This is a genomic window from Pectobacterium atrosepticum (genome assembly GCF_000740965.1).
Taxonomy (GTDB): Bacteria; Pseudomonadota; Gammaproteobacteria; order Enterobacterales; family Enterobacteriaceae; genus Pectobacterium; species Pectobacterium atrosepticum.
Window position 1 is genome coordinate 1,580,495 of sequence record NZ_CP009125.1, and the last position, 12,349, is coordinate 1,592,843.

The window sequence follows — 12,349 nt, forward strand, 5'->3', positions numbered from 1 at the left end:
TGGCGCATTCCCCTCTCTTTTATTTATGTTAATCAGGTCGTTAATACCATGACTGATCAGTCTCACCAGTGCGTCATCATCGGGATCTCAGGGGCGTCCGCTTCGGGTAAAAGTCTTATTTCCAGCACCTTGTATCGTGAATTGCGCGATCAGGTTGGTGATCAGCATATCGGGGTGATATCTGAGGACAGTTATTATAAAGACCAAAGCCACCTGACCATGGAAGAGCGGGTAAAAACCAACTATGACCACCCAAGCTCGATGGATCACAGCCTACTAATCAAACATTTGCAGATGCTGAAATCCGGTCAGGCCATCGAAGTCCCGCAGTACAGCTATGTCGAGCACACCCGTAAACAGGAAACAGTGCATATTGAACTGAAAAAGGTCATTATCCTGGAAGGTATCCTGCTGCTGACGGATGCGCGCCTGCGCAATGAGATGAATTTCTCTATTTTTGTCGATACTCCACTGGATATTTGCCTGCTGCGCCGTATGCGTCGCGACGTTAATGAGCGAGGCCGTTCAATGGACTCCGTGATGGAACAGTATCAAAAGACCGTGCGCCCAATGTTCCTGCAATTCATCGAACCCTCTAAGCAGTATGCCGATATTATCGTGCCGCGTGGCGGGAAAAACCGCATTGCGATTGATATTTTGAAAGCGAAGATAAGCCAGTTTTTTGAGTAGTGGATACCCGTCATACCATCACGTTACACCGCTAATGCGGATGCAACGTGAAGCGTAGCAGTATCTGATAGATACCACTGTCGAATGGAGAATAAGATGAGACTGTGTGACCGTGACATTGAAGCCTGGCTGGATGATGGCCGACTGGTGATTACACCCCGTCCGCCGACTGAGAGGATCAGTGGCGCGACCGTTGATGTTCGTTTGGGAAATCAGTTTCGCGTATTCCGTGGGCACACAGCGGCTTTCATTGACTTAAGCGGCCCGAAGGATGAAGTCAGCGCTGCGCTCGAACGCGTCATGAGTGATGAGATTAATTTGCCGGAAGGTGAGGCGTTTTTCCTGCATCCGGGAGAATTAGCCCTAGCAGTAACGCTTGAGTCTGTCACGTTGCCGGATAATTTGGTTGGCTGGCTGGATGGTCGTTCTTCGTTAGCCCGTCTGGGATTGATGGTTCACGTCACCGCACACCGTATTGATCCAGGTTGGCAAGGAAGAATTGTGCTGGAGTTCTATAATTCAGGTAAGTTGCCGTTGGCGTTACGCCCCGGCATGATGATTGGCGCACTGAGTTTTGAACCGCTTTCCGGGCCGGCTGCTCGTCCGTACAACCGCCGTCAGGATGCCAAATATAAAGATCAACAGGGTGCGGTAGCGAGCCGGATCGATAAAGACTGAGCGTTTGGCGACAGGCCTGTAACGTAAAAAGCAGGTAGCCGTGCGTTTCGCAATGAGGATGGCATGAGAAGATTTCTGACGACGCTGGCAATTCTGCTTGTGGTGCTGGTGGCAGGAATGACGGCTTTGGTCGTACTGGTTAATCCCAATGACTTCCGCGCTTATATGGTGAAGCAGGTTGAGGAACGTAGCGGCTACCGCCTGCAACTGGACGGCGATCTGCGCTGGCACGTATGGCCGCAACTGAGTATTTTATCTGGCGGTATGTCATTAAGTGCGCCCGGTTCTAGTGCGCCAATTGTCAGTGCTGAGAATATGCGCCTTGATGTGCAACTGTGGCCGCTGCTGTCGCACAAGCTGGCAGTCAAACAGGTGATGCTAAAAGGGGCCATTATTCGCCTGACGCCGGAAAGTGAAGCCAAACAGTCTAACACTGCGCCAATTGCCCCTATGGGGTCGCAGGCCCCATCTGAAGAACGACGCTGGCGGCTGGATATCGATAAGATAAAAGTTGCCGATAGCCTGTTGATTCTGCAACGTAGTAATAATGAACAGATTAATGTTCGCGATATTAATCTTGCGATGGAGCAGAGCAGCGATCGCCAGATCAGCATCGAATTATCTAGCCGTATCAATCGCGATCAGCGCGATATTGCCTTCTCTCTTGCCGCAGATGTCGATTTGCTACATTTCCCTCAGCAGGTAAATGCCAATATCACCAAACTGGATTATCAACTTCAGGGGGCGGGGATACCGGCAAACGGTATCAGCGGGACGGGAAGTGTACAGGCGAGTTATCAACAGCAGCCTGAAAAAATCACGTTTAGTCAGCTTTCACTCAATACCAATAATAGCCAGTTGTCTGGGGTGGGTAGCGTGACCTTGGGTGATGTCCCTCATTATGAATTGGAGCTGTTGTCTGAAAAACTGGATTTGGATTCTCTACTGGGGATTGCGTCGGTAAAAGAGAACAGCGCCCCTACGGTGGCGGTTAAACCGTCAGCTCCCGTTATTTCAAATGAAAGTGGCACGGCTAAGCCAGAAGATAGCCTACAGCAATTCACCGCTCGTCTGTCGTTACAGGCAGCATCACTGGTTTACCGTGGGCTTAATGTCCGACAATTTACGCTACGGGCAGACAATCAGCTGGGGTTGTTAGACATCACTACCTTAAGTGGCGAACTGGGGGATGGACATTTCTCATTACCCGCTAAAGTCGTGACAAAATCAGCAACCAACATCACGCTACGGCCTGACCTCAAGGATATTGAGCTTGCTCAGTTGATGTCCGCATTGGCGCTGTCTTCCGAGACGGTCAGCGGGAAATTGTCGATGGTGGGACAATTTAGCGGAAACAGTATTGCGCTGCCTGCATTGCTCCAGCAATGGCAAGGAACGGCGACGCTGCAAGCCAAGAATGTACGTCTACAGGGCTTAAACATTCAGCAAATGGTGCAGATGGCGGTGGCGCGTAGCAACGGAAATGTGCGAGGACAAGAGCGCTACGAGCGTTATACCGAACTGCAACAGCTGACAGGGAAAGTACAGTTGAACGCAGGTAAATTGCGCCTTACCGATCTCAATGGTCACTCAGAGCTGCTGTCGCTAAGTGGTGTAGGACAATTCGATTTGCCAGCTCAGACGTGTGACGTCAACGTGAATGTCTCTATCACGCAGGGGTGGCAGGGCGATGAGCAACTGGTCAGCGTGTTGAAAAACACAGCGATCCCGTTACGCGTCTATGGCGAGTGGGATAAATTGAACTACCAGTTACAGGTGGATCAATTGCTGCGTAAACGTCTACAGGACGAGTTGAAGAAACGCCTAAATGACTGGGCCAGCCAAAATCAGCAAAACCAGAAGGGCAAAGATCTGAAGCAACTGCTCGACCGCCTTTAAGTTTCAGAAGTGCTGCGTTCTTGGCCGATTTGCTGATTCTCGTCAGCAAATCGGCAGCGTCTCCCTAATGTTTTCCCTTACTCTGTCATCCTTTCCCAGCCCGCCTTTGTGCTCGATGTCTCTTTTTTAACGCTGCATATTAATATTTTTCTCTTTTTTTATTTTCTAAAGCAGTAAACTCCGCTCCCTGTTTTCGGTGCGGTGAGATTCCGCTGCCGGGGAATTTCTGTCAGATAATTTATTACTCAGGTATCGAAACTCACTATGCTCGAACTTTTGATTGGTGTTGCTGTAACGATTCTGGTTGGTCGTTACATTATAAAAGGGTATTCCGCGACGGGCGTGTTGCTGGTGGGAGGCCTCTTACTCTTGGCAATCAGTGCCATGCTGGGGAAAAACATATTGCCAGCCAGTGCGAAGGCGACGGGCTGGAGCGCTACGGATATTTTTGAATACGTAAAAATTTTGCTGATGAGCCGCGGTGGCGATCTCGGCATGATGATTATGGTGCTGTGTGGGTTTGCGGCTTACATGACGCACATCGGGGCGAATGATGTCGTCGTTAAGTTGGTTTCACGCCCGCTTAAAATGATCAACTCGCCTTATTTGCTGATGATTGCGGCCTATTTTGTCGCCTGTTTGATGTCGTTGGCGGTGTCATCGGCCACTGGGCTGGGCGTGTTATTGATGGCAACGCTGTTCCCTGTCATGGTGAATGTCGGGATTAGCCGCGGTGCTGCTGCGGCAATCTGTGCATCCCCTGTGGCGTTGATCCTGTCGCCAACGTCGGGCGACGTGGTGCTTGCTGCTCAGGCATCGCAGATGAAATTAGTGGATTTCGCCTTTAAGGCCACGCTGCCCATTTCCATCATTGCTATCGTGTGCATGGCCATCGCACATTTCTTCTGGCAGCGCTATTTGGACAACAAAGAGAATGCTAGCCATGAGATTCTGGATGTCAGCGAGATCACGACGAATGCTCCGCGTTTTTACGCCATTCTGCCGTTTACGCCTATCATGGGCGTACTGGTATTTGATGGCAAATGGGGGCCGGAGCTTCACATTATCACCGTACTGGTTATCTGTATGGTGTTGACCGCGGTGCTGGAGTTTGTCCGTTCATTCAATGCGCAAAAAGTATTTGATGGGCTAGATGTAGCTTATCGCGGCATGGCCGATGCTTTCTCTAGCGTCGTAATCCTGCTAGTTGCTGCTGGTGTTTTTGCTCAGGGACTTGGCACAATTGGCTTTATCAGCGGACTGATTGGCCTCGCGCAGTCATTTGGCAGCGGTGGGTTGGTGATTATGCTGGTGCTGGTGGTAATCACGATGCTGGCGGCTATGACGACGGGTTCGGGCAATGCGCCGTTTTATGCGTTTGTTGAGCTGATTCCAAAGCTGTCGTCACAAATGGGTATCAACCCTGCCTATCTGGCCATTCCGATGCTTCAGGCTTCCAATTTAGGACGTACCATTTCTCCGGTATCCGGCGTGGTGGTTGCGGTGGCGGGGATGGCGAAGATATCGCCGTTTGAGGTGGTGAAGCGCACATCTGTTCCTGTTCTGGTCGGGTTGATTGTGGTGGTGGTTGCCACAGAAATTATGATACCCGCGTGATAACACATAGCAAACAGCCCCTACCGATCTGGAAGGGGCTGTGAGTGAGCATGGTGTCGGCTGTGTTACATCGTTGTCATCACACTTCAAAATCAGTCTGTGGTTCGTCGTTCGGTGTGATGCGGACTTCCACGATGCGATGGCTTTCCACCGCCAGAATAGTGAACTGATAGTTATCGATTGATAATGTATCGCCCACTTGCGGAACCCGCTGCGTGTGCTCCATCAGCAGCCCTGCCAACGTATAGTATTCGCGTTTTTCATCCAGCGTCAGCGGAACATACATCGTCAGATCTTCCAGCGGAATATAGCCGTTTACGGTCCAACTGCCGTCGTCATTTTGCTGAACGCTGTGGCGCGCATCGCGATCTTCACCTTCGCGCGGTAGGTTACCTGCGATGGTTTCCATCACGTCGCTTAATGTGACAATCCCTTCCATTGAACCAAACTCATCAACGACAAACGCAAAATGTGTCCTTCCTTCTCTAAACTGTTCTAACGCCTGCAAAAGCGAGAGTTGCTCGGGGAACACCAGCGGCTGACGGATCAGAATGCGTGGGTTAAACGGCTCGCGATTTAGCTGCTGCTGTAGTAAATCGGCAACATTTATGATGCCGAGCGGCTCGTCAGAGGTATTGCTGTCGGTGACCACGAGCCGAGAATGCTGGTTGGTCGTTAACAGCTTAGCAAGCGCATCCTGCGTAATATCCAGCTCAACCGACTCGATATCATGCCGCGACGTCATAATGCTGCTGATGGTTCGCTGTGCCAGCCCCAATACCCGCTTTATCATCCGGCGTTCCTGGATATTGAAAACCTCCCGGCCTGCCCGGGTGTTGTCGGCAATCATCGACGAGGTTTGATTATCCAGCTCGGCTTCTTCATGATTGCCGCGCAAAATACGCAAAACAACCTCTGCGGTACGCTGGCGTAGCGGAACCGTAGAAGAAAGAAAGCGTCGGCGGTTAAACAGGGAAACCTGATTTAACATCTCGATCAGTACCGAGAAACCTATCGCAGCGTAGAGATAGCCTTTGGGGATGTGGTAACCAAAGGCGTCCGCCACTAGGCTGAAACCAATCATCAGCAGGAAGCTGAGACACAGGATAACGATGGTCGGGTGTTCCGCGACAAAACGGGTCAGTGGCTTGCTGGCCAGCAGCATCAGGAGGATGGCAATCGTCACGGCGGACATCATGACCAGCAGATGGTCTGTCATGCCGACGGCGGTGATCACGGAATCCAGCGAGAATATCGCATCCAGCACCACTATCTGAGCGACTACCGGCCAGAAACGTGCCCCTTTACGTTGGGCTTGCTGATCTTCATCCTTTCCTTCGAGACGCTCGTTGAGCTCCATGGTGGCTTTAAAGAGTAGAAATAGCCCACCAATCAGCATGATGACATCTCGAGCGCTGAAGGTATGTTCAAGGAACGTGAAGAGGGGGGTCGTCAACGATACCAGCCAGGAAATAGACGCCAGCAAGCCCAGCCGCATAATCAGGGCAAGCAGCAGGCCGACGACTCTGGCTTTATCGCGTTGTTCTTTTGGTAATTTCTCAGCCAGAATGGCAATGAAGATAAGATTATCAATGCCCAGAACCAGTTCCAGGACAACCAGCGTGGCCAACCCGGCCCATATCGTTGGATCAGCGATCCACTCCATATCTATTTTTTCACCTTTAAATGAACATAACCCCGATAGCGTATCAGGGCGTGCACAGATGAACCAGAATTTGCAGGGATATTCTTTACTTTGACGAGGTCAGTAAGCCAGTAGGTAGTCAATTTACTCGTGTTGCATCCCGCTTTTACGTGGTGGCTAGTTATTACTTAATGTCGTGTGGTGAGCTACTGGAAACAGTGTGAAAAAGCATCGATAGGCAAGATTTTCAGGATTATGAGCGGGATAAGGCGCGTTAATGTTTGATAGTGTTGGTAGACAACGCATAGAATGCATATGCCTTTTTTAACAGGATTTTTACGACAGGGAGGATCTGGTTTTTGCTATGATTTTTTATCTGCACCCGATAGCTTCCTCCCAAGATGCCTTTTAGACTGACGATGCGTTAGAGAAAGTGTATGCGTAGTCTTATTCTGAAAAGCTCGTCCTTGAACATCTTACTCTTGTACTCTTCACTTCGTCGTCAATACTATTGGGGTGAAAAAGGAGTCTCTGCAGCGATAGTGTGGGTTTATAAATAAAAATAGTGATTATTAATAATTGGTTAGCGGCATTCATGCATTTGCGAACAAAAAAAGGTTGATACACAGCGGATGGCTTGCGGGCTGAATGTTTAATTCAGTAAATGGGTTTCACACGTGATTTAACAGTGCATTGGTAGCTATGAGCCAAGGGCGGTAGCGTGCCTGATGCAGAACATTTAACGGTTGATGATGGTGCAAAAATGCAAGATTTCATCGTTGTATTTTTAAGCGCATTCGCCGCGCTGTTTCTGGCTAGAAAAGTAGCAACCATCATCGGATTGGTGGATAAGCCGTGCGCGCGGAAAAAACACCGTGGAAATATTCCCCTTGTTGGGGGCGTGTCGATTTATTGCGCCCTCTGCATTTTATTTATACTTCATTCTGATTGGCTTCCTGATTTCTCTCTATACATGGTTTGCGCCACGTTGCTCTTGGTTATTGGTGTAATTGATGACCGTTTTGACCTTCCTGTTTTGCCCCGATTTGCTGTTCAAACGATGGTAGGTGGTTTGATGATGTATTCCGGTTTATACCTTTCATCCTTGGGAAATGTTTTATTTGGGCATGAGCTTCTTTTAGGGGGATTCGGGTACGTCATTACACTGTTTGCCGTATGTGGTGCTATCAACGCTTTTAATATGATCGATGGGATTGATGGTTTACTGGGCTCGCTTTCCTGCATCGCTTTTTGTTCGCTGTTTTTCTTATTCTATTCTGGAGGCGAACGTCAGCTAGGGCTCTGGAGCCTATGCATGATGGCGGCTACGCTACCTTATCTTTTTCTTAATCTTGGTATTCCGTTGGGAAAAAAATTTAAGGTTTTTATGGGGGATGCGGGTAGCACCGTTATAGGATTTACCGTACTTTGGTTGCTGGTTCTTGCTTCTCAGGGAGAGACAGCAGTAATGCATCCAGTGACGGCACTTTGGTTAATTGCGCTCCCCTTGATCGACATGATTGCTATCATGCTGCGGCGGTTTTTGAGAGGTGATAGTCCGTTTAAAGCGGATAGAGGCCATCTTCACCACATATTGATGTCTTCAGGACTAACCTCGCGGCAGTCGTTGATGGTCATTACGTTTGCGGCATTGCTGCTGGCTGCCGTGGGTATCATCAGCGATCGTAATAACGTGAGCCAGTCCATGATGTTGAGCCTGTTTTTTGTAACGTTTATCGGTTATTTCTATTTTATACCGCGTATAGGAAAAGTACTGCAGTTGGGGCGGCGAACGCATTCAGACAGGCTGGTGGCTAAGCTGTCAAATCGCACCGCTCAGCGTCGCTAAGCGACAAATTACAGACTTTTTATACGCTAGACTGCGGGTTCAGTTGAATAAATATTCTCTATAATCATTTGATATTTTGTAGGGATTTGCGCAATTTTGAATTAAGAGTGATGGAATAACAGGATGATAAAGCACAAGTTAAAATTGGCACCGCTAGTCGTGTCTATAGCCTTTCTTAGCGGCTGTACAATAATTCCCGGAAGTCATCTTTCGACGAGTGGCAAAGAGGTTATCGAGCAGCAAGACGCTGATTTCAATATTGATAAACTGGTGAATGTTTATCCTCTTACGCCTTATTTAGTCGATAAAATGCGCGTCAAGCCATTAATCGCACAGACTAACCCTGCATTGGAACGCGAACTACAACAGTATGAATATCGCATTGGCGTTGGCGATGTCATCATGGTCACTGTGTGGGATCACCCTGAATTGACCACGCCTGCTGGTACATACCGTACCGCTGCTGATACCGGTAACTGGGTACATTCCGACGGTACAATCTTCTATCCGTACATCGGCAAGGTCAAAGTTGCAGGTAAGACGGTGACAGAAGTCCGTGATGAAGTCATGGGTCGTTTGGCAACGTATATTGAATCTCCACAGGTTGATGTCAGCATTGCCGCGTTTCGTTCGCAAAAAGCGTATGTAACAGGGGAAGTTGATAAATCAGGACAACAACCTATCACTAATGTGCCTCTCACTGTTTTGGATGCCATCAACAACGCTGGTGGATTGAGCAGTAATGCTGATTGGCGCAATATTATTCTGACCCATAACGGTCAGGAAAAAAGAATCTCTCTTCAGGCGCTAATGCAAAATGGTGACCTGTCTCAAAACCATCTCCTTTATCCTAGTGACATCCTCTATATACCACGTAATGACGACCTGAAAGTGTTCGTAATGGGCGAAGTCAAAAAGCAAAGCACGCTTAAAATGGACCGCAGTGGCATGACGTTGACGGAAGCTTTAGGTAACGCCGAAGGTATGGACCAAACGTTGGCTGATGCGACGGGTGTCTTTGTCATTCGCCCACTGAGAGGAACACAGGGGCCGAAGTTGGCAGATATCTATCAGCTCAATGCTGCTGATGCGACGTCTCTTGTTATGGGGGCAGAATTCCAACTGCAACCTTATGATGTGGTTTATGTGACTGCTGCACCAATTGCTCGTTGGAACCGTTTGATTTCACAGCTCGCACCTACTATTTCTGCTTTCAACGATCTCAGCGAAGGTAGCTTGCGTGTTCGTACCTGGCCATAGAGATAATTATGTTTGATTCGATATTGGTTGTCTGTGTAGGTAACATTTGTCGTTCCCCTACCGGGGAGAGATTGCTAAAACAGGTGTTACCTGCAAAAAAAGTGGCGTCCGCAGGGGTAGGGGCGCTGGTGGGGAAACCTGCAGATGCTATGGCAACTGACGTTGCAAATAAGCACGATCTTTCTCTTGAAGGACATGTTGCACAACAGCTAACTTCTGCATTGTGTCGGCAATACGACCTCATTTTGGTTATGGAGAAAGAGCATATTGAGGCTGTATGCCGTATTGCTCCTGAGGTTCGTGGTAAGACCATGCTATTCGGTCGTTGGCTGGAACAACAAGAGATAGCGGATCCTTATCGAAAGAGCCGCGAAGCTTTTGAATTTGTCTATTCACAACTTGAGCAGTCTGCCCAGAAATGGGTGCAGGTACTAAGCCGTTAACAAGTCAGGGAAACCCATGGCAGAGAAAATTTCAGTAAAAACCGCCGATACCAATGCGGATGAGATTGATTTAGGTCGTTTATTAGGGACATTATTAGATAACAGATGGCTAATAATCGGTGTAACGGCAATATTTTTAATATTTGGCATTCTCTACGCTACGCTGGCAACACCGATATATAAAGCGGATGCCTTGGTTCAGGTAGAGAAAAATAGTAGTAATAAGCTAATTAACGATATAACAAGCATGCTACCAGACGCTAAGCCAGAATCGGCTGCAGAGGTAGAGCTAATAACTTCTCGAATGATAATTGGGAAGACGGTTAATGACTTAGCGCTGGATATCAATGTTCAGCAAAATTATTTTCCTTTCTTTGGTAAAGGGATTGCCAGATTGACAGGCGCCACGAAAGGAGTGCTTGCTGTCTCTCGTCTGGAAGTTCCTGATTCCTGGAAAGATGAACCTATCATTTTAACGGTTACCGATAATAAAAATTATAGTATATCTGCTGGCGATGCAGTTCGATTTGAAGGGCAGGTCGGCAGGTTAGAACGTCATGATGGGATGACGTTATTGATTAGTGATATTGCTGCCGATGAAGGAACAACATTTAGCATAAAGAAACTTAATCAGTTAACAGCAATTAACAATATACTAAAAACATTGACTGTTGCTGATAGAGGAAAAGATACGGGCGTATTAGCATTGAGCCTTGAAGGTGAAGACCCGATCCTCACCAATAAAATACTTAATAGTATCAGTGAAAATTATTTACAACAGAATGTCGAACGTAAGTCTGAAGAATCAGGACGCAGTCTTGAATTCTTAAAAGAACAATTACCTAACGTAAGAAGTATATTAGATGAAGCTGATAATAAGCTGAATATTTTTCGACAGAAAAATGAATCAGTGGATTTATCATTAGAAGCTAAATCCGTTTTAGAAACAATGGTTGCTTTAGAGGCACAATTAAATGAATTAACATTTAAAGAAGCCGAAATATCGAAACTTTATACAAAAGAGCACCCTGCTTATCGTGCATTATTAGAAAAGCGTAAAACACTCGAAGAAGAGAAGGAAAAAATCAATAAACGAGTTGGAGCAATGCCGAAGACTCAACAAGAAATTATTCGGTTAACTCGAGATGTTAAAGCTGGCCAAGAAGTATATATGCAGTTGCTAAACAAGCAGCAGGAATTAAGCATTAATAAAGCTAGTACTGTCGGTAACGTTCGTATCATTGATAGTGCAGTTGTACAGCTCAGACCTGTTAAGCCTGAAAAAGTATTTATCGTTTTATTATCTATCATACTAGGCGGACTGCTTTCTGTATCATTTGTTCTTATTAGAACCATATTGCATAAGGGTATTGAAAGCCCTGAACAGCTTGCTGAATTGGGTATTAGCGTATATGCAAGTGTGCCTTTGTCAGCCTGGCAACAGAAGAAAGACCGAGCACTGCTGGGTAAGGGTAAAAGAGGTAATACACGCTCTACAGAATTGCTTGCCGTTGGGAATCCAGCAGACCTTGCAATCGAAGCTATCAGAAGCTTACGTACCAGCTTGCACTTCGCCATGATGGAAGCAAAAAACAATGTGCTGATGATCTCTGGTGCCAGCCCTGCAATTGGTAAGACATTCGTTAGTGCAAACCTGGGTGCTGTAATCGCTCAGTCAGGACAGCGCGTACTGATTGTCGACTGTGATATGCGTAAAGGCTACGCTCACGAACTGATGGGATGTCAGGGTACAGACGGGCTTTCCGATATCTTGTCTGGGCAAATAACGACAGATAAAAGTATTCGTAAAACTGCCGTAGAAAACATGGATTTTATCCCTCGTGGACAAATCCCGCCTAACCCTTCGGAATTGTTGATGCATAGCCGCTTTTCACAATTTATTGATTGGGCGACCAAGAACTACGACATTGTATTGCTGGATACACCGCCGATTCTTGCTGTAACCGATGCTGCTGTGATTAGTAGACATGCTGGAACTTCACTTCTGGTTGCTCGTTTTGAGGTGAATACACTGAAAGAAATTGAAGTGAGTATCCGCCGCTTTGAGCAGAATGGTACAGAGATTAAAGGTGTTATTCTGAATGCCATTGTAAAACGTGCGGCTAGCTACTATAGCTACGGCAACTATGATTATTATTCATATGAATATAAATCAGATAAATAGTCTCATTAAATAAGAGTATCGTTCTTACTATGGCAAGTAGCTCTTTTATAGGGTTACTTGCCTGCTCCCCACTCTCAATATTT

The 12,349-nt window shown here is 47.3% G+C and carries 9 protein-coding genes; 8 read left to right on the forward strand and 1 reads right to left on the reverse strand.

The window, feature by feature from the left end; translation table 11 throughout:
* Positions 1-48 precede the first annotated feature (48 nt).
* The 4 genes from udk to dcuC all read left to right on the forward strand — a co-directional run bounded on the left by udk (position 49) and on the right by dcuC (position 4,884).
* A complete protein-coding gene (gene udk / locus GZ59_RS06985) occupies positions 49-690 on the forward strand; it encodes a uridine kinase (protein ID WP_011092995.1) in 642 nt (213 codons plus the stop codon).
* A 96-nt stretch (positions 691-786) separates the two neighbouring features.
* Positions 787-1,368: a dCTP deaminase gene (gene dcd / locus GZ59_RS06990; protein ID WP_011092996.1), complete on the forward strand. Its 582-nt coding sequence runs from the start codon at positions 787-789 to the stop codon at positions 1,366-1,368.
* Between the two features lie 63 nt (positions 1,369-1,431).
* The gene (gene asmA / locus GZ59_RS06995; RefSeq protein ID WP_039290857.1) at positions 1,432-3,267 is read left to right on the forward strand and encodes an outer membrane assembly protein AsmA; all 1,836 of its coding nucleotides are present in this window, start codon (positions 1,432-1,434) and stop codon (positions 3,265-3,267) included.
* A 264-nt stretch (positions 3,268-3,531) separates the two neighbouring features.
* Positions 3,532-4,884: an anaerobic C4-dicarboxylate transporter DcuC gene (gene dcuC, locus GZ59_RS07000; RefSeq protein WP_039290859.1), complete on the forward strand. Its 1,353-nt coding sequence runs from the start codon at positions 3,532-3,534 to the stop codon at positions 4,882-4,884.
* Between the two features lie 79 nt (positions 4,885-4,963).
* Here dcuC and GZ59_RS07005 read toward each other — a convergent pair whose 3' ends face one another.
* Positions 4,964-6,550 carry a TerC family protein gene (locus GZ59_RS07005; protein ID WP_039290861.1) on the reverse strand — a complete coding sequence of 529 codons (1,587 nt, stop codon included), beginning with the start codon at positions 6,548-6,550 and terminating at the stop codon, positions 4,964-4,966.
* 742 nt (positions 6,551-7,292) lie between these two features.
* Between GZ59_RS07005 and wecA the strand changes: the two genes are divergently transcribed.
* From wecA to wzc, 4 genes are all read left to right on the forward strand, one after another.
* Entirely contained in the window at positions 7,293-8,378 is a 1,086-nt protein-coding gene (wecA, locus tag GZ59_RS07010; protein ID WP_039290863.1) for a UDP-N-acetylglucosamine--undecaprenyl-phosphate N-acetylglucosaminephosphotransferase, read from the forward strand.
* Positions 8,379-8,501: 123 nt separating this feature from the next.
* Positions 8,502-9,638 (forward strand): polysaccharide export protein, encoded by a 1,137-nt coding sequence (locus GZ59_RS07015; protein ID WP_011093001.1) that lies wholly within the window; start codon positions 8,502-8,504, stop codon positions 9,636-9,638.
* An 8-nt stretch (positions 9,639-9,646) separates the two neighbouring features.
* Complete coding sequence (locus GZ59_RS07020; RefSeq protein WP_011093002.1) at positions 9,647-10,081, forward strand: arsenate reductase/protein-tyrosine-phosphatase family protein; 435 nt, start codon at positions 9,647-9,649, stop codon at positions 10,079-10,081.
* A 16-nt stretch (positions 10,082-10,097) separates the two neighbouring features.
* On the forward strand, positions 10,098-12,266 hold the full coding sequence (wzc, locus tag GZ59_RS07025) for a tyrosine-protein kinase Wzc (protein ID WP_011093003.1): 2,169 nt from the start codon (positions 10,098-10,100) through the stop codon (positions 12,264-12,266).
* Positions 12,267-12,349 lie beyond the last annotated feature (83 nt).